This is a genomic window from Mesorhizobium sp. Root102, from assembly GCF_001425625.1.
Classification (GTDB): Bacteria; Pseudomonadota; Alphaproteobacteria; order Rhizobiales; family Rhizobiaceae; genus Mesorhizobium.
Genome location: NZ_LMCP01000006.1, coordinates 111,528 through 130,584, shown reverse-complemented (window position 1 = coordinate 130,584; position 19,057 = coordinate 111,528). Strand labels below are relative to the sequence as shown.

Below are 19,057 nucleotides of genomic sequence, written 5' to 3'. Positions count from 1 at the left end.
TGTCGCCGCCTTGATCCATGTCAAAGCTCAACCCCATCTGATTGGGCAGCGTGCTCTTGCACATGAACGGAGGCCGCCGTTGAGCCGGAAGAATGGGCCGGGGTCGTCGCTGCTCAAAGCAGGCGATAAAAACCCCGCAGCAACTGATCGATCCAGCAGGGAAGTGGTCCCGGCCGCGGTGATGAAGCGCGCGCACAGGGAAAAGCTGCAGCTCTGCGACGCCCTGGAAAGAATCGCGGACGCCTTGCCCAGCGTCGATCGAATGAAGTGCCTCGGCGCGGCCAACGCGATCGTTCCGCTGCTGCGCAACATTCATCAATACGAAGAGGCGGTCATCTTTCCCGCTTACGAGGACGCTGGGGCCGGCAGCAATGCGAACCTTGCCTCAACCCGGCGATTGCGGGCCGAACATGTGGAAGACGAATGCTTTGCCGGTGAGGTGACCGAAATTCTGCTGGCCATCGGTCATGGCGAGACGGTCGGGAACCCCGAAGCCATCGGTTTCATGTTGCGCGGCCTGTTCGAGAACTTGCGCCGGCACATCGCGTTTGAACGCGAGCATGTCCTGCCGATGATCGGGATCGTCGACCGAGACTAGGCGCCGGAGCGGCTCGCCAACCGAGCAAGGCTGTCCACAGTCACATGGCGGTTGTTGTCGATCTGGATCACGCCGTCTGTCCGCAGCCGGGTCAACTGGCGGCTCACCGTCTCGATCGTCAGGCCGAGGAAATCGGCGATGTCGGCACGCGTGAGCGGTAGCTCGAAGCTCGTCGCATTGGTGGCTGGATCGAGCGTGGGATCGATGTTTCTAGCGATCATCAGCAGAAAACTCGCCACTTTTTCAGCGGCGGTCTTGCGTCCCAGCGTGACCATCCAGTCGCGGGCTTCGTCGAGTTCGTTCAGTGTCTGCTTGAGCAGGCGATGCTCGAGGTCCGGCGATTGCCTCATCATCCTTTCGATGGACGCCCTTGGAAACGAACACAGCGAGACGGCCGTTGCCGCTTCCGCGTTGATCGCGCTTTCCACCTTGAATGGACGCCCCAGAAAATCGGGGGCGAACTGAAGCCCGACAATCTGCTGGCGCCCGTCGGAAAGACTCTTTGTCAGCTTCACCACGCCGGAAAGCACGTTCGAATAGCTATCGACGGTCTCGGCGTCGCCGATCAGTTCTGCCCCCGATTCGATCGTGTGCTTCGATGAGGTCTTGGCGAGCCCGACCAATTGATCGGGATCGAGCGCGCCGCAGACGCCACGGTGGCGTGCTTCGCACGATTGGCAAAGCACGGGAATGCCGGTGCTGTGAACATCCTGACGCACTGTCATCATGATCGTCCGAGGACCCAAATGCCGGCAAGATAGCATCGGCGGCAGGAAAATCCTTGCGGCAGTTTGTCCGTGGATGGCTTTGACCGAAATCAAGGCTGCCGACGTCCAATGGGACCAATGTCGTGCCATGCAAGGCGGAGCGGATAGAAACATGCGGCCAGAATTAGTTGCCAGACTTGGTGAGAACGTGCCGCGCTACACGAGCTACCCGACGGCGCCGCATTTTAATGCAAGCGTTGACGCTGCCGTTTGTCGTGACTGGCTGCAGGCGCTCGACGAGGGTGCCGAGATCTCGCTCTATCTTCACATCCCCTACTGCGACAAGCTCTGCTGGTTCTGTGCCTGCCATACCAAGCAGACACGCCACTACGAACCGGTGACCACATATCTGCGGTCACTGCATGCCGAGATCGCAACGGTCGCCAGTCTTGTCGCAGGAAAGGGCCGCGTGCGTGCCGTCCATTTCGGCGGCGGTTCGCCGACGATGCTCAAACCGGAGGACATGGTGGCGCTGGGAACCGTCCTGCGCAACAGCTTCGCGTTCCTTCCCGGCGCCAAGATCAGTGTCGAAATCGAACCCAACGATATGGACGATGCCCGCCTCGACGCGCTTGCCGAAATCGGCATGACAAGGGCGAGCCTCGGCGTTCAGGACTTCGATCCGAAGGTGCAAAAGGCGATCAACCGCGAGCAGACGTTCTTGCAGACCAAGACGGTTGTCGACGGCGTTCGTTCGCGTGGCGTCGAATCCGTCAACCTCGACCTGCTCTACGGACTGCCGCACCAGACCAGGGAGAGCGTTGCCTCCACGGTCACGCAGGCACTGACCCTGGAACCGGATCGGATCGCGCTTTTTGGCTACGCGCATGTACCATGGTTCAAGAAACATCAGACGATGATCGACGAGGCCTGGTTGCCGGGTCCCGCGGAGCGCTTTGCCCAGTCGCAACTGGCCGCGCAAGCGATCGTGGACAATGGATACGAAGCAATCGGGCTCGACCATTTCGCCAAACCGGGCGATGCGCTGGCGCTGGCGGCACGCGCCGGGACTTTGCACCGGAATTTTCAGGGCTACACCGAGGATCGTTGCGAAACCTTGATCGGCCTCGGCCCATCGTCCATCAGCCAATTTCGGCAAGGCTATGCACAGAACATGCCTTCGACCTCCGAGTATGGGCGCATGGTCGCAGACGGCGGGTTGGCCGCGGTCCGTGGGATTGCGTTTTCCGATGACGACCGCGTTCGCGGCTGGATCATCGAGCGGCTGATGTGTGACTTCGGCTTCTCCGCGATCGATCTGGTGGAGCGCTTTGGCGAAGCCGGTCAAAGGCTTCTCGTCAAAGCGAGTTCCACAGCCCTTCACGATCCTGCGCGGTTGCTTGAACTTGACGGTGACCGCTTCGTCGTGCCGGCGGAAAGCCGGCCCTTTGTCAGGAGCATCGCGGCAAAGTTCGACAAATATTTCGAAACCGGCAAAGCCAGGCATTCGGTGGCGGTCTGAGCATTGGCTCCCGTCAGAAATGTTCGCCGGCCTTGAACGGGCCGATGCGGGTGCCTGCCGCGATCAGATAGGCGGTCGACCAGCCGATTAGCAAGAACCCGTTTACGCCCTCCAGCGCCGCCAGGACACGCCACCCATGGGCGGGCACGATGTCGCCGTAGCCGACGGTCGAAAAGGTAATGGTCGAAAAGTACAGTGCGGTTTCGAAGTCGGCGAAGATATCCAGCAACCGGTATAGTCCTGCCCAGAGCCAGACCTCTGCGGTCATGACGGCAAAGAGTCCCATCACCACGCTGACCATCGCGACGATACGGCTGCGGCGTCCGTGCATGCGAAACCGGGCGACCAGGTGTCCCATCGCGTGTGTAATGGCGATCAGACCAAAGGTATGGATCAAGACCGTCAGGCTTATGACGACAGTGCCGATGAGCAGATTGAGAATCATGCGCGGAGTGTAGCCGTCGTGAGCCTTTCGTCCTTGTGTGAGATCAATCTGAATACCGACGAAGGTCGGAAAGCGCGGAAGCTTCTGAAACGGAAGCTGACACTCAACTCTTCAGACTGAATCTCAGATTTCGGCCATTTCGTCGTTAGGGCAGGCATGCCCAACGACTGAAGGTCTGCGAAATTCGCCGTACTTATTTCGCAAAAATCCTGCAAAAAAGTACGGCGTCAATTCGCCAAGTATTTGAAAACATTGGTGATCCCGACAGGAATCGAACCTGTGACCTACAGATTAGGAATCTGCCGCTCTATCCTACTGAGCTACGGGACCACGCGGCCCGACACATAGCCGCTTCGGATCGTTTCGCCAAGAGGCTGGCCGAAGGCAATTCGGCCAACTCTTGGCGTTGAAGGTATCAGGCGGCCAGGGCGGTTTCCGCCAGTTTCACCCAGTAGCTCATGCCGTGCGGGATGACCTCGTCGTTGAAATCGTAGGCCGGGTTGTGGAGACCGGCGGTGTCGCCATTGCCGATGAAGATGAAGGCGCCGGGGCGGGCTTCGAGCATGTAGGAGAAATCCTCGCCGCCCATCACCGGCTGGATGCCGCGGTGGACATGGGCGTCGCCGGCGACACCGGCTGCGACATCGCTGGCAAACACCGTCTCTTCCGCGTGGTTGAAGGTCACGGGGTAGTTTGCCTGGTAGTCGACCTCGATCTTGGCGCCGAACGCGGTCGCCAGCCCGTCGCAGATGGTGCGGATTCGCTCTTCCGACTTCTTGGCGATTTCCTTGCGCAAGGTGCGCACGGTGCCGGCGATTTCAGCGGTTTCCGGAATGATGTTGTAGGCATCGCCGGCGTGGAACTTGGTCACAGACACCACCACGGCCTCGACCGGGTCGGTGCTGCGCGAGGCGATGGTCTGCAAGGCACCGACCAGCTGGCTGGTGATGACGATCGGGTCGATCGTGCCGTGCGGCATGGCCGCATGGCCGCCCTTGCCGCGCACGGTGATGGTGAACTCGGCCGTCGCCGCCATGATCGGACCCGGGCGGATGGCGAACTGGCCGACAGGCAGGCCCGGCATGTTGTGCATGCCGAACACTTTGGAGATGTCGAAACGCTCCATCATGCCATCCTTGACCATTTCGTTGCCGCCGCCGCCGCCTTCCTCGGCCGGCTGGAAGATCACCGCCACGGAGCCGGTGAAGTTGCGCGTCTCGGCGAGATATTTCGCGGCACCCAAAAGCATCGCCGTGTGGCCGTCATGGCCGCAGGCATGCATCTTGCCGGGAATGGTCGAGGCGTAAGGCTTTCCGGTGGTCTCGTTGAGCGGCAGAGCGTCCATGTCGGCGCGCAGGCCGATGGTGGGGCCTTCGCCCTGGCGGCCGCGGATGATGCCAACCACGCCGGTCTTGCCGAGACCGGTGACCACATCGTCGCAACCGAAGGCTTTCAGCTTCTCGGTGACGAAGGCAGCGGTCTTGAAGACGTCGAAGTTCAGTTCTGGCGTCTGGTGCAGATGCTGGCGCCAGCCGGCGACTTCGTCCTGCATTTCGGCGGCACGGTTCAGGATTGGCATGATGGTTCCATCTCGCTGTTGGGGCAGGCGGGTGTTATCCGCCTTGCAATTGTGATCGCCAGGCACTTTGCCATGTTGGCGTCACATAGAGTAAATAGCACCGCAACGATGCGGTCCGGTTTTTGAGGGTCGGACCTATCATGCTGGCGATCGCGTAACGAAATCTTACGGAGCCAGGGGCGACTACGGCAAGAGGCGATTTCGGATTTGATCATGCGGCACAGGCATTTCTTCAAACTATTCTCGGCTGGCACAATGGCGCTGACGGTCGTGGCCGGGCCGGCGCTGGCCAATCCGGTGGTTGTGTTCGACCTCAACGGCGGAAAGATCCTGCAGCACCAGGATGCGTTCAAGCGCTGGTATCCGGCGTCGCTGAGCAAGCTGATGACCGCTTATGTGACCTTTCGGGCAATCGCGGCCGGCGAAGTGCAGCTTGATTCGCCGATCAAGGTGACGAAACACTCCGCCGCCGAGCCGCCAAGCAAGATGGGCTTCAAGCCGGGCTCGGTGATGCGGCTCGACAATGCGTTGAAGATGATGCTGGTCAAATCGGCCAACGACATCGCCATGGCCGTCGGCGAAAATGTCGGCGGTTCGCAGGCAGCCTTTGCCGAGCGGATGAATGCCGAGGCGACCCGGCTCGGCATGAACGGCACGCATTTCGTCAATCCGAACGGGCTCTACTCGCCGGACCAGTACACGACGGCGCGCGACCTCGCCGTGCTGGTGATGGCGATCCGCCGTGAATTTCCGCAATATGTGCCGTGGTTTTCGATCGAAGGTCTTGCCGTCGGCAAGAAGGCGATCCCGAACTACAATCTCTTGATCGGCCGCTATCCCGGCGCCGACGGCATGAAGACCGGCTTTGTCTGCCCCTCCGGCTTCAACATGATCGGTTCGGCGACCCGCAACGGGCGCACGCTGGTCGCGGTCGTGCTTGGTGAGAAGTCGGCAGTCACCCGTGCCGAGACCGCCGCGAGATTGCTCGACCAGGGTTTTGACACGCCTGCCGCCGGTTCGGCCACTGTCACCACGCTGGCGCCCTACGGCGACACGGTCTCGCCCAACGACATGCATGACGAGGTCTGCAAGAAGAAGGCGCCTGAGGAACAGTCCGAAGCGCCGCCGGCCGTCGCCAAGGACGTGCCGAAATCGCCCTATCAGGAAAAGCTCGACCATGTGCCGACGCTGGTTGCCGTCGGCCTTGGCGGCGCCACCGGTCCGGCGCCGAAGGCCATCCTCGATCACGGCGGCCAGGAATACGCCGACGTGCCGATCCCCAGCTGGCGGCCCGACAGACCGGCGCCGGCCGGCACCGGTCCGAAGATTGCCGGCTCCGCCGCGCAGGGCGACCAGCCGGCCAAGGTTGCGAACTAGAAGCATGATCCCGAAAAGTGGGCACCGGTTTTCGGAAAAAGATCATGCTCAAACAGACAGATAGAGTTCGATGAGCGGCTTCCCGATCCCCGTCTCGGTGCTGACCGGCTTCCTCGGCGCCGGCAAGACGACGCTGCTCAACCGGCTGCTCAAGGATCCGGCGCTGGCCGACACGGCGGTCATCATCAACGAGTTCGGCGAGGTGGCGATCGACCATCTGCTGGTCGAGCAGTCTTCAGACGGCATCATCCAGCTTTCCGACGGCTGCCTGTGCTGCACGGTGCGCGGTGAGCTGGTCGATACGCTGGCCGATCTGGTCGACCGGCTGCAGACCGGCCGTATCGCCCGTCTTGCCCGCGTCATCGTCGAGACCACCGGCCTTGCCGACCCGGCGCCGGTGCTGCAGTCGATCATGGCGCATCCCGCGCTTGTCCAGGCCTTCCGGCTCGACGGCGTCATCACGCTGGTCGATGCAGTCAACGGCAATGCCACGCTCGATGCCCATGTCGAGGCGGTCAAGCAGGTCGCCGTCGCCGACCGCATCGTGCTCAGCAAGGCCGATCTGGCCACCGATCCCAGCGAACTGGAAACACTGCGGGCACGCCTGCGGCAGATCAATCCAGGCGCCGAACTGCTCGATGTCGCCGACACGGGGACAGGCGTGGTGGCGCTGTTTGACTGCGGCCTCTACAATCCGGCGACGAAATCCGCCGACGTGCGGCGCTGGCTTGGCGAGGAAGCAGCGCACGATCACGACCACCATCATTATGACCATGATCATCAAGATGGCCATGACCACGGCCATCGCCACGATTCGCGCGTGCGTTCCTATTCGCTGGTGCATGACGGGCCGGTGCCGTTTTCAGCCATCGAGATGTTTCTCGACCTGCTGCGTTCGACCCATGGCGAGCGCCTGCTGCGGATGAAAGGCGTCATCGAGCTCCGGGAAGACCCGTCGCGGCCGTTGGTGATCCATGGCGTGCAGAAGATCCTGCATCCGCCGGTGCAATTGTCGTCCTGGCCCGATGGCAAGCGCGGCACGCGGCTGGTGCTGATCACGCTCGACATGCCGGAAGATTATATCCGCAGGCTGTTCGCCGCCTTCACCAACCGGCCGTCGATCGACACGCCCGACCGCGCGGCGCTGGAAAACAACCCGCTGGCTATTGCCGGACGGTAAATCCTACGATTGCTGTTCGCCTCGCTCGACCAGGAAGCGATGGCCGCCTGATACCGACGCCGTTTCGATCAGACGGTGGCCGCTGTCGGAGCAGAATGCCGGAATGTCGATCACGGCCAGCGGATCGGTGGTTTCGAGCCACAGCTGGCTGCCCGCTTGCATCCCGGCCAGGCGTTTCTTCGCCTTGAGCACGGGCAAGGGACAGTTCAGTCCCTTGAGGTCATAGATATCGGCGCGGTCAGCCACGGGTGAAAATCAACCGCCGAACATGCCGAGCAACTTGTTCTTCAGCTTCGTCACACGGCTCTCATCGGCGCTTACCGCCTCCGTTTCGGCCACTGGCGCGGCTTCGGAAGGGGCCACGATGGTCGCGGTGGCGACAGGGGCTTCCTTGGCGGCCTTCTCGGCCTCCTTTTGAGCCAGAGCCTGGGCCTTGGCGGCTTCCTTGGCTTGCTTGGCCGCCTCTACGGCAGCCAGCCTCTGCTCTTCGGCCTTCTGCTTGGCGGCCTTTTCGGCGTCGAGGGCGGCCATCTTGCGGCCTGCCGGCGAATCGATGCGGCCCATGCGCGCCGTCTCGGTGACCGTGCCGTCATTGTTGAGCGACGGCGGGTCGATCGGCACGCGCTCGCCGCGCGCCCGGCGCTTGGACCAGTCGGAGACGATGCTGGCTTCCTTGATGCCGGCGATGGTCGGCTTGGGTGGGGGCACGCTGGCCTTGACCGCGCTGTTGAAAGCCGCGTCATAGGTGCTCATGTAGGAATTGTAGGCGCTTTTCAGCGAATCAGGCTGCGTCGTCGCCGGGCAGGCGCCGGTCGGATCGAATGTCTGGCCGTCAGCGGCAACCTGGTTGAAGACATAACGCTTTTCGCAGACATCGACCTTCGGCGGAACCTTGGTGATCTCGAAATTGTCGTAGCCGACCTTCAGCATCTTCCAGAATTCGTAATTCGGGTCGTTGCGATAGCGCGCCATGTTGGCGGCGGTCATACGGAACGGAAAGGCCTCGACCTGGAACTCGGTCTGCCCGCCCTGAAACGCGTCGCGGCCAAAGGCATAGATCTGCTCGATCTGCGCATCGGTCATCGAATAGCAGCCCGACGACGAGCAAGCGCCATGCACCATCAGGTTCTGACCCGTGCGGCCATTGGCGCGGTCATAGGCGTTGGGAAAGCCGATGTTGAAGGACAGATGGTAGTTCGAGCGGGGATTCATCTGCGACGGCCGCACCGTGTAGAAGCCTTCCGGCGCCTGGCGGTCACCCTCGGTGTATTTGGGGCCCAGCTTGCCCGACCATTTGCAGATGTCGTAGCTGGCCACCATGTCGTACCGGCCATTGGTCTTGGCCTTCCAGATTTCGAGCTTGCCCTCTTCCTTGAAGATGCGGGCCATCACCGAGGAAGTGCGGACCATGCCCTTGGCCTTCATGTCGGCGAGGATCTTGTCGGGCAGCGGCTTATTGGCCTCCGGGGCAAAATCCTTCATCGACGAATTGTTGCAGCCGGCAACGCCGAGGGCGGCGATCAGAAGTCCGGTGCGGGCAATCTTGACAAACATGGCTGCGGATATCGTCTTTTCTCTGGCGCCAGGGCAATTTGTGCCACGGCTACTGCATTGAACGTGGGCGGACCCTAAGCCCGTTAACCTTGAAAATTCCTTACCGCAAGTGTCGACGCGTCCCCTCGCGGCTGTTCCATTGAGCCGAATGCAGCGGCATTTTTGTGGCAAAAATGCTCCGGACCGCCACATTGTGGCGGGCAAGGCTGCACGTGGTCAGAGACTGCGGCCCATAGCCAGGTACTTCTCGCGGCGCTGCTCGCGGAAATCGGTGTTGGCGCCAGCAAACTCTTTCATCGTCCTGGCGATCAGGTCGCCGGTCGCGGCAATCACGGTTTCGGCGCCACGATGCGCGCCGCCGAGCGGCTCGGGAATGATGGCGTCGATGATCTTCAACTCCAGAAGATCCTGCGCGGTGATCTTCATGTTGGTCGCCGCGTCCTTCGACCGCGTCGTGTCGCGCCACAGGATCGAGGCGGCGCCCTCCGGCGAGATCACCGAGTAGATGGAATGTTCGAGCATGTAGACGCGGTTGGCGGTGGCGATCGCGATGGCGCCGCCCGAGCCGCCTTCGCCGATGACCACCGAGATCGATGGCACTTTCAGGCCAAGGCAGGCCGAAGTCGAGCGGGCAATGGCTTCCGCCTGGCCACGCTCCTCGGCACCGACGCCGGGATAGGCGCCGGCGGTGTCCACCAGTGTCAGCAACGGGATCTTGAAGCGGTCGGCGAGTTCCATCAGCCGCACCGCCTTGCGGTAGCCTTCCGGCCGCACCGAACCGAAATTGTGCTTCAGCCGGCTGGTCGTGTCGGAACCCTTTTCCTGGCCGATGATGGCGACAGGCTCGCCGCGAAAACGGGCGAAGCCGCCGACGATCGCCTGGTCCTCGCCGTAATTGCGGTCGCCGGCCAGCGGCGTGAAATCGTTGAACAGACCCTTGATGTAGTCGACGCAATGCGGCCTGTCGGGATGGCGCGCCACCTGCACCTTCTGCCACGGGGTCAGCGCCTTGTAGGCGTCGCGCAGGGCGTCGCGGGAGCGCTTCTCGAGACGGCTGATCTCGTCGCCAACATCCACCGCCTCGCCGTTCTCGGCAAGCTTCTTCAGCTCAAGGATCTTGCCCTCGAGGTCCTGCACCGGCTTTTCGAAATCGAGGTAATTATACATGCGTGAGCGGACCGATACGTCGGAAGGCAATGGCTGACGGAACCCTTGAATACAAGGCTCCGGGCGGTGGAATGTCGTCCTCACATAGCGATATGAGGTCTAGTCGGCAAGCGGATGATGATCGTTGACCAGCCGCACCAGCCGCTCTTCCAGCACATGGGTATAAATCTGTGTCGTCGATATGTCGGCATGGCCGAGCAATTGCTGCACGGCCCTGAGATCGGCGCCGTTCTGCAGGAGATGGCTGGCGAAAGCATGGCGCAGCACATGCGGCGAGATCTTCGCCGAGGCGATGCCGGCTCTTGCCGCCAGCCCTTTCAGGTCGCGCGCGAAGACCTGACGCGAGAGACAGCCGCTGTCGGAGGCGGCCGGAAACAGGAACGGACTGTCGGCGAAGGCGGGAACCTTGGCGCGGGCGGCAAGCCAGCTTTTCATCGCTGTGCGCGCCTTGGCCGAGAGCGGCACCATGCGCTCTTTGTCGCCCTTGCCGCGCACCATGAAGAAGCGGTCATCGCGCTGCGCCACCGTCACCGGCAGGCCGACCAGTTCGGAAACGCGCAGGCCGGTGGCATAAAGCACCTCGACCAACGCATGCAGCCGCAGCGAAGCCAGCCATTCACTGTTGCCGAGCGCAGCATCGCCGGCCTCAAGTGCCGCGCGGTCGATCAGCCTAGCGGTGTCGGCCTCGCTCATCGTCTTGGGCAGCGGACGGCCCTTTTTCGGGCTGTCCAGCGTGCCGGTCGGGTCATCGCCGCGCAGGCCTTCGGCGTAGAGGAATTTGAAGAACTGGCGGATCGCCGACAGTTTGCGCGCCTGCGACGTGGCGGCAAAGCCACGGGCGGCGATGTCGTCGAGATAGGCGCGGATATCGGCAGCGGCCGCGCCGGCGAGACCGCCATCGATCTCGCTTGAGGCGTCTTCGAGGTCACGGCGGTAGGAGGAAAGCGTGTTTTCGGCAGCACCCCGCTCGGCACTCATCATTTCCAGAAAGGCTTCGATGCGGGCGGCGCTGTTCATTCAGCTTTTCTTGTCATTCAACTTTTCTTGGGATTGAGCTTTTCCGGAGGGATGCGCACGCTCATTTCCCCCTTCTTGGGCTCGACGAACATCACCAGTGCGAACATCGTACCATAGGCAATGCCAGCCAGAATCGCGAGCGTAACGACAAAGCGAAACAGTGTCGGCATCAATATTCGCCCGTCTTCTTGTTCTGCGTTTCCAAACCCTGTCCCCTTATGGGACGCCAATCCGGCCAATTCAAGGAAGAAGCTGAGGCCCGCTAGCAACTTCTGATGCAGAGGTCAGCCATATCAGGCTCAAGGTGCTTGCCACGCTTGACGCAAACGGGCTTTTCATGTCGATACGCCGGCAAAGAGGGCCGTGGAAAACATCCGATGAACGCGCTGCCAGCAAATCCTCCGGACGAGACCCACGCCGCGCTGCTTGGCCGGCTGGGCAGCCGTTCCGTCGTCTTTGTCGGGCTGATGGGCGCCGGCAAGACGGCGATCGGCCGCAAGGTGGCGACGATGCTGGCGCTTCCGTTCATCGACAGCGACCAGGAGATCGAAAGTGTCTCGCGCATGACCGTTCCGGAGCTGTTCGAGCGCTATGGCGAGACGGAATTCAGGGCGCTGGAGCAGCGCGTCATCCTGCGCGTGCTGGAAAACGGCCCACAAGTGCTGTCGACAGGCGGCGGTGCCTTCATGAACGCGCAGACGCGCGAGGCGATCGCCTCGCACGGCGTGTCGGTGTGGCTGAAGGCCGAGCTCGACCTGTTGATGGAACGCGTCTCCAAGAAGCAGAACCGGCCGCTCCTGAAAAGCGCTGACCCCCGCGCCGTGCTGGAGCGGCTGATGGGGGAGCGTTATCCGGTCTACGCGACATCCGATGTCACAGTGCCGACCCGCGACGACCGCAAAGAGGTCATAGCCACCGAGGTGGTGGACGCGCTGTGCCGGCATTTCGGCATCGATGAGACTGCCGCGACAGGCGAGGTGGAATCGTGAGCGTTGATGCACCCGTTGTTGTCGAAGTCGGCCTTGGCGACCGGACCTACGACATTCTGATCGGTTCGGGATTGCTATCCCGCGCGGGTGCGGAGATTTCGCGCCGCCTGCCGGGCACACGCGCCGCCGTCATCACCGATGCCAATGTCGCGGCAGCGCATCTCGATGCGCTGAAAGCCGGCCTCGAAACGGTAGGCATTCAACCGGCCGTCATCACGCTGCCGCCCGGCGAGAAGACCAAGAGCTTCGCCCATCTCGAGGAGGTGGTCGACGGTGTGCTGGCTGCGAAACTGGAGCGCGGCGACATCGTCATCGCCTTTGGCGGCGGCGTCATCGGCGATCTCGCCGGCTTTGCCGCCGGCATCGTGCGTCGCGGCATGAATTTCGTGCAGATTCCGACCTCATTGCTGGCGCAGGTCGATTCCTCGGTCGGCGGCAAGACCGGCATCAACAGTGCGCGCGGCAAGAACCTTGTCGGCGTCTTCCATCAGCCGAAGCTGGTGCTGGCTGACACCGGAGTGCTCGACACGCTGCCGATCCGCGAATTCCGTGCAGGCTACGCCGAGCTTGCCAAATACGGGCTGATCGACCGGCCGGAGTTTTTCGCCTGGCTGGAAGAGAACTGGGCAAAGGTGTTTGCCGGCGGGCCGGAGAGGGCGCAGGCGATTGCCGAAGCCTGCCGCGCCAAGGCCGACGTCGTTGCCCGCGACGAGTTCGAGACCGGCGACCGTGCCCTGCTCAATCTCGGCCATACGTTCGGCCACGCGCTGGAAGCCGCCACGCGGTATGACGGAGCCCGTCTCGTCCATGGCGAGGGCGTCGCCATCGGCATGGCGCTGGCGTACCGGTTCTCGTCGCGGCTCAACCTGGCCAGCCCCGACGACGCAGCGCGCGTCGAAGCGCATCTGCGCGCCGTCGGCCTGCCTTGGCGGATAGTCGATATTCCAGGCGATTTGCCCGACGCCGAGGCGCTGCTGGCCTTCATCACCCAGGACAAGAAGGTGTCGCGCGGCGCGCTGACCTTCATCCTGACGCGCGGCGTCGGCCAGGCCTTCATCGCCAAGGATGTGCCGGCCTCGGAAGTGCTGTCGTTCCTAAAAGAGAACCATCCCAGCCAGCAGGAAAGCAGGCTGGGCCAGCAGAAGATGCGGCCGAGATGACCAACGAGACCGGCTGGATTGTCGTCGCCGTCCTTGCCATCCTTCTCCTGCTGGTCGTTGCCGTGCGCACGCGCCTCCTCGCCATGTTCGGCTATGAGCTGTCGCGCATCGAGCCGCAGCGCTCGACCCAGGACGAGTTGCGCGGCGCGGTGGACGATTTCCGCCGCGACGGCCAGGTGGTGCGCGAGGACCGCGACCGCGTCGGCGGCCTGTTCGATCTCGCCGAGCTCGAAGTCTCCGACATCATGGTCCACCGCACCAACATGCGCTCGGTCAATGCCGACAATGCACCGGAAGCGGTTGTGCGCGAGATCCTGCAGAGCCCGCACACCCGCATGCCGCTGTGGAAGGGCTCGCTCGACAACATCGTCGGCGTGCTCCACGCCAAGGACCTGCTGCGCGCGCTCAACGAAGTCGGCAACGACTTCTCCAGGATCGATGTGATGAAGATCGCCTCGAAACCATGGTTCGTGCCCGACACGACGACCTTGCAGGAACAGCTCAACGCCTTCCTGCGCCGCAAGGCGCATTTCGCAGTCGTCGTCGACGAATATGGCGAGGTCGAAGGGCTGGTGACGCTGGAGGACATCATCGAGGAGATCGTCGGCGAGATTGCCGACGAGCACGATGTCGACATCCAGGGCGTCAAGCAGGAGGCCGACGGCTCCGTCGTCGTCGACGGCACGGTGCCGATCCGCGACCTGAACCGGGCGCTTGACTGGAACCTGCCCGACGAGGAGGCGACCACGATCGCCGGCCTCGTCATCCACGAGACGCAGTCGATTCCCGAGGAGAAACAAGCTTTTACGTTCCACGGCAAGCGCTTCATCGTCATGAAACGCGACAAGAACCGGATCGCAAGGTTGAGGATCAAGCCGGTCGCATAGTGCCTCCGGCTTGTATGTTACCAATCCTTCATTGGAACTTCGCGGCACCAGGGTGCATTTGTCCGCCGGGGTGGCCAGGAGAGAATGATGATCGATCGGCGAACCCTGCTTCTGGCCTCGATGGCGGCTTTTCTGTCGAACGGCGCCTCCAGCGCATCGCGCGCGCCGTCGCCGAAAACCGTCGACTACGGGTCGGCCAAGCTCGACATCTACGCGCCCGATGGTGCAAGCGGCTTGCCGGTCGTGTTTTTCGTCCACGGCGGCACCTGGCAGTTTGGCAAACGCAGCCAGGTCAACGCCAAGCCGGCCTTCCTGCTGGCCAACGGCTTCTGCTTCGTTTCCATCGGTTGCCGCCTGTTGCCTAAGGCCGATGTCGCCGCCTAGGCCAGCGACGTCGAAAAGGCCTATGCCTCTATCAGAGCCAACATCGCCCAGTATGGCGGCGACCCAAACCGCATCGTTGGCATGGGCCATTCGGCCGGCTGCCACCTGATCGCCCTGACCGGCATGCGCGGTGGGCTGCCTGGCATAGCTGCGCTCATCCTCGACGACACCAGGGCCTATGATCTTGCAGCACTTGCCAGAAATGGCGGCATGGTGCGGGCCTATGCGCGTGTGTTTTCCGACACCTCGCAATGGGCGGCATTTTTGCCGGCCGTCTATGTAGACGGCCACAAGTATCCGCCGACCTTCATTGCCTATTCGCGGGCGCCTGGCCGTGGCGAGGATTCGAAGGCCTTTGCCGAGCGCCTACCCGCAGCTGGTACAGAGGTAACGTTGTTCGACGGCAGCGCCTATACGCACATGTCGATCAATCACGACTTCGGTGAGGACCGCGACGCGCTGACCGCTGCCGCGCTGGCATTCCTGAAATCGACGGTCGGCTGATTGAGGCTGGTACGCTAGCCACTGGATCAGATCAAAAGCACTGGCGGGATATTGCTGTGCGGGTGCCCCCGGGTGCAATTGCTCTGTCTGTTTGTTTTGACGCAATTCCGGACGGAAAACCGCTTCACACTTTTCCTGGAATTGCTCTTCGATCGTCGACGGGAGAGAACTGCATGAACGGCGCCGATGTCCTGTGTGACGTGCTTCTGGCCAATGATGTGACGGTCTGCTTCGCCAACCCCGGCACGTCCGAAATGCATTTCGTTGCCGCGCTTGACCGCAAACAGCAGATGCGTTGCGTGCTCGGGCTGTTCGAGGGTGTGGTGACCGGTGCCGCCGACGGCTATGCGCGGATGACCGATCGGCCGGCCGCGACGCTGCTGCACACCGGTCCCGGCCTGGCCAATGGTCTCGCCAACATGCACAATGCGCGGCGCGCTCTCAGCCCGATGATCAACATCGTCGGCGACCATGCGTCCTACCATCTGCCACTCGATGCGCCGCTCACCAGCGATATCGACGGCCTTGCGGCACCGATGTCGAACTGGGTGCGCCGCATCGGCGGCCCGGACGATGTCGCGCCGGCGACCGAAGCGGCCTTGCGCGCATCGCTGACACCCCCCGGCGTCACGACCCTGATCCTGCCGGCGGATGCCGCCTGGGGTGAAGTCGGGGCGGTCTCGGTTGGCAAGGTGAGGCTGGCGCCGCCGCCCGCCGTCGACATGGACGCGGTACGCAAGATCGCCGCGGCGATCCGTGCCGCTCCGGGTCGGGCCGGCATGGTCGTTCGCGGAAAGGCCGCACGAGCCGATGCGCTTGCTATTGCCGGGCAGATCTCGACGGGCAGCGATGTCCGCCTGTTCAGCGAGGTTCTGATCGCCCGAATGCAGCGCGGACGCGGGCGTGTCGCGCCCACGCGCATCCCCTATCCGGTCGATGCGGCGACGGCTCTGCTCGGGGATGTCGACGTCCTGATCCTGGTTGGCGGGAAGGAACCGGTTGCCTTCTTTGCCTATCCGGGAAAGCCGGGACGACTTGTTCGGGAGGGCTGCCAGGTGCTGACGCTGGCTGCCCATGGCGACGATCTGCATGCGGCGCTGGAAGCGCTTCGCGATGAACTCGGCATAAAGCCGTCGCAACAACAGGTGTTCGCGACCGCCTTTCCCAACGAGGCAACGCCGAACGGCAAGCTGACGGAAGATGCCATCGCATTGTCGGTGGCGCGAAAGCTTCCCATGGATGCGATCGTCTGCGACGAAGCGATCACCTCGGCGCGGCGTTTCTTCGCCCTATCGGCCTTTGCCGCGCCGCACGACTACATGATGGGCACCGGCGGATCGATAGGCGGAGGCATCCCGATGGCGACCGGAGCGGCGATCGCCTGCCCGGACCGCAAGGTGATCAATCTCGAGGCCGACGGCAGCGGCATGTACACGGTGCAGGGATTGTGGACCCAGGCCAGGGAAGATCTCGACGTGGTGACGATCGTCTTTGCCAACCGAACCTACGCGATCCTGCATGGCGAGATGAAGAATGTCGGTGTCGGCGCCATCGGCGAGAACGCCAGGCGCATGCTCGACCTCGACCTTCCGACGCTGGACTGGGTCTCGCTGGCCAAAGGCATGGGCGTGGAAGCGGCCCGGGCCGATACGTGTGAACGCTTTGACGCGCTGCTGGACAGTGCCCTGTCGCGGCGCGGACCGTTCCTCATCGAAGCGGTGCTCTGAGCGCGGCGGAAGGTGAGGGCGGGTCTGGCCTACCAGCGGGTCTTCTCGCCGGGAGCCGCCGGTTCGATCGCCAGCGCGTGCACGCCGGCTTTCAGTTCGTCGGCAAGCAGTTCGTTGACGGCGCGGTGACGGTCGATGCGGCTCATGCCGGCAAAGGCCGAAGAGACGACGCGGACGCGAAAATGCGTCTCGCCGGTGCCGTCATAGGCGCCGTGATGGTCGGAGCCATGGTGGTGATGGCCGGCATGGAGATGGCTCTCGTTGATGATGACCAGCCGGTCCGGCGAAAATGCCTTGTTGAGCTTGTCTTCCATGGTCGTCTGTATGGACATCGCCGTCTCCCTTCACCACATATGGCTCGCGCATCAGCCTTGAAACCGAAAATCGGTCTTCGCAAAAGGCGCTGCCGCGCAACAAAATCCGCCATTCGCCTGCTTTATGCCGCGATTCAGCGGTTAGGGCGATGATCGCGAAAATGTCAATTCTTGTTTCGCATCTGCGAACGCCCCATAAATGGGTTAGATGAAGCCGTACCCAAAATATTTCGAGAAGATTCGCGTCCGTCCCGACAAGGACGCGGAGCTGAAGTCGCACTCGCCGATTTGCCAGTGGGACGGCTGCAAGGAAGCGGGCACCCATCGTGCGCCGGTCGGGCGCATGAAGGAGGGCGAGTATTTCCGCTTCTGCTTCGACCATGTGCGCGAGTACAACAAGGGCTTCAACTATTTCTCCGGCGTGCCGGACACCGAGGTCGCGCGTTTCCAGAAGGAAGCGATGACCGGTCACCGGCCGACCTGGAAGATGGGCGTCAACGGCGGCTCGACGCGTTCGTCGCCGGATGTGGCGCAGATGCGTTCTGGCCGCGCCGGCTACTACAACCGCATGCGCGACCCCTTCGACCTGTTCAAAGGGCCGAAGGATCCACGCGAGGCGCGCGAGCGCAAGGCCAAGCCGCTTGAGGCCAAGGCGCTGGAAACGCTTGGCCTTGATACAAAGGCGACTGGCAAGGAAATCAAGGCGCGCTATAAGGAACTGGTGAAACTCCACCATCCGGATGCGAATGGTGGCGACAGAGGTTCGGAAGACCGGTTCCGCGATGTGCTGCAGGCCTATCGCGTGCTCAAACAGGCGGGCCTGTGCTGAGCGACCATACGGTTCGTGTCGTTTTCCAACTTTCATAAGGTTGGAAAAGGCTCTAAGACCGCCCCCGGACAAATTCGATTGCCGGCGAAATGAGGCGTTTCGCCCGTGGAGACGTTGAGAGATATGAACAAGGTCGATCGTGACATCGCCAACCTGCCCGACACAACGGTGTCGGTGAAGGAAAAATTTGGCTTCGAGTCCAAGATGGTGGTGCCGGCCTATTCGGTGACATCAGAGCATGTGCCCGATATCGATCCGGACTATCTGTTCGACAAGAACACGACGATGGCGATCCTTGCGGGCTTTGCCTACAACCGCCGCGTCATGGTGTCGGGCTATCACGGCACCGGCAAGTCGACTCATATCGAACAGGTCGCCGCCCGCCTCAACTGGCCCTGCGTGCGCGTCAATCTCGACAGCCATGTCAGCCGTATCGATCTCGTCGGCAAGGACGCGATCGTGGTCAAGGACGGGTTGCAGATCACCGAATTCCGCGACGGCATCCTGCCCTGGGCCTACCAGCATAATGTCGCGCTCTGCTTCGATGAGTATGATGCCGGCCGTCCGGATGTAATGTTCGTCATCCAGCGCGTGCTGGAATCGTCGGGCCGGCTGACGCTGCTCGACCAGAGCCGGGTCATCCGCCCGCATCCGGCCTTCCGGCTGTTTTCGACCGCCAACACAGTTGGTCTCGGCGACACCACAGGCCTCTATCACGGCACCCAGCAGATCAACCAGGCGCAGATGGACCGCTGGTCGATCGTCACCACGCTGAACTACCTGCCGCACGACAATGAAGTCGCCATCGTGCTGGCCAAGGCCAAGCACTATCGCGACGCCAAGGGCAAGGAGATCGTCAACAAGATGGTGCGCGTCGCCGACATGACGCGCTCGGCCTTTATCAATGGCGATTTGTCGACCGTGATGAGCCCACGTACTGTCATCACCTGGGCCGAGAATGCCGAGATCTTCAGTGATATCGGCATGGCGTTCCGGCTGACCTTCCTCAACAAATGCGACGAGCTCGAGCGCTCCGTGGTGGCCGAGTTCTACCAGCGCGCCTTCGGCGAGGATCTGCCGGAATCAGCGGCAAACGTGGTGCTGGGCTAAGCAGGGT

Annotated in this window: 19 protein-coding genes, 1 tRNA gene and 1 pseudogene; 11 read left to right on the top strand and 10 right to left on the bottom strand. The window is 62.4% G+C overall.

What is annotated here, in order from left to right:
* The first annotated feature begins 181 nt into the window (after nt 1-181).
* Nucleotides 182-598: a hemerythrin domain-containing protein gene (locus tag ASD12_RS08030; protein ID WP_056583760.1), complete on the top strand. Its 417-nt coding sequence runs from the start codon at nt 182-184 to the stop codon at nt 596-598.
* On the opposite strand, the gene ASD12_RS08025 is transcribed toward ASD12_RS08030, so the two are convergent.
* The gene (locus ASD12_RS08025; RefSeq protein ID WP_056583759.1) at nt 595-1,323 is read right to left on the bottom strand and encodes a Crp/Fnr family transcriptional regulator; all 729 of its coding nucleotides are present in this window, start codon (nt 1,321-1,323) and stop codon (nt 595-597) included. The genes ASD12_RS08030 and ASD12_RS08025 overlap by 4 nt on opposite strands.
* Nucleotides 1,324-1,477: 154 nt before the next feature.
* On the opposite strand from ASD12_RS08025, the gene hemN reads away from it, so the two are divergent.
* Nucleotides 1,478-2,827, top strand: coding sequence for an oxygen-independent coproporphyrinogen III oxidase (gene hemN / locus ASD12_RS08020; protein ID WP_056583919.1), 1,350 nt, complete (start codon nt 1,478-1,480; stop codon nt 2,825-2,827).
* A 13-nt stretch (nt 2,828-2,840) separates the two neighbouring features.
* Here hemN and ASD12_RS08015 read toward each other — a convergent pair whose 3' ends face one another.
* From ASD12_RS08015 to ASD12_RS08005, 3 genes are all read right to left on the bottom strand, one after another.
* Nucleotides 2,841-3,272 (bottom strand): potassium channel family protein, encoded by a 432-nt coding sequence (locus tag ASD12_RS08015; RefSeq protein WP_056583756.1) that lies wholly within the window; start codon nt 3,270-3,272, stop codon nt 2,841-2,843.
* Nucleotides 3,273-3,525: 253 nt separating this feature from the next.
* Nucleotides 3,526-3,602 (bottom strand) — tRNA-Arg (locus tag ASD12_RS08010).
* Nucleotides 3,603-3,687: 85 nt separating this feature from the next.
* Complete coding sequence (locus tag ASD12_RS08005) at nt 3,688-4,851, bottom strand: M20 aminoacylase family protein (RefSeq protein ID WP_056583754.1); 1,164 nt, start codon at nt 4,849-4,851, stop codon at nt 3,688-3,690.
* 213 nt (nt 4,852-5,064) lie between these two features.
* Between ASD12_RS08005 and ASD12_RS08000 the strand changes: the two genes are divergently transcribed.
* Both ASD12_RS08000 and ASD12_RS07995 read left to right on the top strand, forming a co-directional pair.
* On the top strand, nt 5,065-6,228 hold the full coding sequence (locus ASD12_RS08000; RefSeq protein WP_056583915.1) for a D-alanyl-D-alanine carboxypeptidase family protein: 1,164 nt from the start codon (nt 5,065-5,067) through the stop codon (nt 6,226-6,228).
* A gap of 70 nt (nt 6,229-6,298) precedes the next feature.
* Complete coding sequence (locus ASD12_RS07995) at nt 6,299-7,408, top strand: GTP-binding protein (RefSeq protein WP_056583751.1); 1,110 nt, start codon at nt 6,299-6,301, stop codon at nt 7,406-7,408.
* Between the two features lie 3 nt (nt 7,409-7,411).
* Here ASD12_RS07995 and ASD12_RS07990 read toward each other — a convergent pair whose 3' ends face one another.
* The 5 genes from ASD12_RS07990 to ASD12_RS07970 all read right to left on the bottom strand — a co-directional run bounded on the left by ASD12_RS07990 (nt 7,412) and on the right by ASD12_RS07970 (nt 11,316).
* Nucleotides 7,412-7,654 (bottom strand): sulfurtransferase TusA family protein, encoded by a 243-nt coding sequence (locus ASD12_RS07990; RefSeq protein WP_056583747.1) that lies wholly within the window; start codon nt 7,652-7,654, stop codon nt 7,412-7,414.
* Nucleotides 7,655-7,663: 9 nt separating this feature from the next.
* On the bottom strand, nt 7,664-8,962 hold the full coding sequence (locus ASD12_RS07985; RefSeq protein ID WP_056583744.1) for a murein L,D-transpeptidase family protein: 1,299 nt from the start codon (nt 8,960-8,962) through the stop codon (nt 7,664-7,666).
* 216 nt (nt 8,963-9,178) lie between these two features.
* Nucleotides 9,179-10,129, bottom strand: a complete 951-nt coding sequence (locus tag ASD12_RS07980; protein ID WP_056583741.1) for an acetyl-CoA carboxylase carboxyltransferase subunit alpha — start codon at nt 10,127-10,129, stop codon at nt 9,179-9,181.
* A 99-nt stretch (nt 10,130-10,228) separates the two neighbouring features.
* Nucleotides 10,229-11,146, bottom strand: coding sequence for a site-specific tyrosine recombinase XerD (locus ASD12_RS07975; RefSeq protein ID WP_056583738.1), 918 nt, complete (start codon nt 11,144-11,146; stop codon nt 10,229-10,231).
* Nucleotides 11,147-11,163: 17 nt separating this feature from the next.
* Nucleotides 11,164-11,316: a hypothetical protein gene (locus ASD12_RS07970; protein WP_056583734.1), complete on the bottom strand. Its 153-nt coding sequence runs from the start codon at nt 11,314-11,316 to the stop codon at nt 11,164-11,166.
* Nucleotides 11,317-11,523: 207 nt separating this feature from the next.
* Here ASD12_RS07970 and ASD12_RS07965 point away from each other — a divergent pair, with 207 nt between their 5' ends.
* The 5 genes and pseudogenes from ASD12_RS07965 to ASD12_RS07945 all read left to right on the top strand — a co-directional run bounded on the left by ASD12_RS07965 (nt 11,524) and on the right by ASD12_RS07945 (nt 16,797).
* Entirely contained in the window at nt 11,524-12,135 is a 612-nt protein-coding gene (locus tag ASD12_RS07965; protein ID WP_056583730.1) for a shikimate kinase, read from the top strand.
* Nucleotides 12,132-13,295, top strand: coding sequence for a 3-dehydroquinate synthase (gene aroB / locus ASD12_RS07960; protein ID WP_056583728.1), 1,164 nt, complete (start codon nt 12,132-12,134; stop codon nt 13,293-13,295). Before ASD12_RS07965 ends, aroB begins: the two co-directional genes overlap by 4 nt.
* Nucleotides 13,292-14,182, top strand: coding sequence for an HlyC/CorC family transporter (locus ASD12_RS07955; protein ID WP_056583725.1), 891 nt, complete (start codon nt 13,292-13,294; stop codon nt 14,180-14,182). The genes aroB and ASD12_RS07955 overlap by 4 nt, the downstream gene beginning before the upstream one ends.
* Nucleotides 14,183-14,266: 84 nt before the next feature.
* Nucleotides 14,267-15,070 (top strand): annotated as a pseudogene (locus tag ASD12_RS35860) (alpha/beta hydrolase).
* Nucleotides 15,071-15,243: 173 nt separating this feature from the next.
* Nucleotides 15,244-16,797 (top strand): acetolactate synthase large subunit, encoded by a 1,554-nt coding sequence (locus tag ASD12_RS07945; protein ID WP_056583718.1) that lies wholly within the window; start codon nt 15,244-15,246, stop codon nt 16,795-16,797.
* Between the two features lie 29 nt (nt 16,798-16,826).
* On the opposite strand, the gene ASD12_RS07940 is transcribed toward ASD12_RS07945, so the two are convergent.
* Nucleotides 16,827-17,129: a BolA family transcriptional regulator gene (locus ASD12_RS07940; protein ID WP_023757265.1), complete on the bottom strand. Its 303-nt coding sequence runs from the start codon at nt 17,127-17,129 to the stop codon at nt 16,827-16,829.
* Nucleotides 17,130-17,319: 190 nt separating this feature from the next.
* Here ASD12_RS07940 and ASD12_RS07935 point away from each other — a divergent pair, with 190 nt between their 5' ends.
* Both ASD12_RS07935 and cobS read left to right on the top strand, forming a co-directional pair.
* Nucleotides 17,320-17,940 (top strand): J domain-containing protein, encoded by a 621-nt coding sequence (locus ASD12_RS07935; protein ID WP_056583716.1) that lies wholly within the window; start codon nt 17,320-17,322, stop codon nt 17,938-17,940.
* A gap of 123 nt (nt 17,941-18,063) precedes the next feature.
* Nucleotides 18,064-19,050 carry a cobaltochelatase subunit CobS gene (gene cobS / locus ASD12_RS07930; RefSeq protein WP_056583711.1) on the top strand — a complete coding sequence of 329 codons (987 nt, stop codon included), beginning with the start codon at nt 18,064-18,066 and terminating at the stop codon, nt 19,048-19,050.
* The last annotated feature ends 7 nt before the right edge of the window (nt 19,051-19,057 follow it).

Coding starts and splice junctions, on each gene's coding strand:
- ASD12_RS07940 (WP_023757265.1), bottom strand. CDS start 17,129: ATGTCCATACAGACGACCATGGAAGACAAGCTCAACAAGGCATTTTCG.
- ASD12_RS08005 (WP_056583754.1), bottom strand. CDS start 4,851: ATGCCAATCCTGAACCGTGCCGCCGAAATGCAGGACGAAGTCGCCGGC.
- ASD12_RS07945 (WP_056583718.1), top strand. CDS start 15,244: ATGAACGGCGCCGATGTCCTGTGTGACGTGCTTCTGGCCAATGATGTG.
- cobS (WP_056583711.1), top strand. CDS start 18,064: ATGAACAAGGTCGATCGTGACATCGCCAACCTGCCCGACACAACGGTG.
- ASD12_RS07955 (WP_056583725.1), top strand. CDS start 13,292: ATGACCAACGAGACCGGCTGGATTGTCGTCGCCGTCCTTGCCATCCTT.
- ASD12_RS08025 (WP_056583759.1), bottom strand. CDS start 1,323: ATGACAGTGCGTCAGGATGTTCACAGCACCGGCATTCCCGTGCTTTGC.
- ASD12_RS08000 (WP_056583915.1), top strand. CDS start 5,065: ATGCGGCACAGGCATTTCTTCAAACTATTCTCGGCTGGCACAATGGCG.
- ASD12_RS07985 (WP_056583744.1), bottom strand. CDS start 8,962: ATGTTTGTCAAGATTGCCCGCACCGGACTTCTGATCGCCGCCCTCGGC.
- ASD12_RS07935 (WP_056583716.1), top strand. CDS start 17,320: ATGAAGCCGTACCCAAAATATTTCGAGAAGATTCGCGTCCGTCCCGAC.
- ASD12_RS07995 (WP_056583751.1), top strand. CDS start 6,299: ATGAGCGGCTTCCCGATCCCCGTCTCGGTGCTGACCGGCTTCCTCGGC.
- hemN (WP_056583919.1), top strand. CDS start 1,478: ATGCGGCCAGAATTAGTTGCCAGACTTGGTGAGAACGTGCCGCGCTAC.
- ASD12_RS08030 (WP_056583760.1), top strand. CDS start 182: ATGAAGCGCGCGCACAGGGAAAAGCTGCAGCTCTGCGACGCCCTGGAA.
- ASD12_RS07980 (WP_056583741.1), bottom strand. CDS start 10,129: ATGTATAATTACCTCGATTTCGAAAAGCCGGTGCAGGACCTCGAGGGC.
- ASD12_RS08015 (WP_056583756.1), bottom strand. CDS start 3,272: ATGATTCTCAATCTGCTCATCGGCACTGTCGTCATAAGCCTGACGGTC.
- ASD12_RS07965 (WP_056583730.1), top strand. CDS start 11,524: ATGAACGCGCTGCCAGCAAATCCTCCGGACGAGACCCACGCCGCGCTG.
- ASD12_RS07970 (WP_056583734.1), bottom strand. CDS start 11,316: ATGCCGACACTGTTTCGCTTTGTCGTTACGCTCGCGATTCTGGCTGGC.
- ASD12_RS07975 (WP_056583738.1), bottom strand. CDS start 11,146: ATGAACAGCGCCGCCCGCATCGAAGCCTTTCTGGAAATGATGAGTGCC.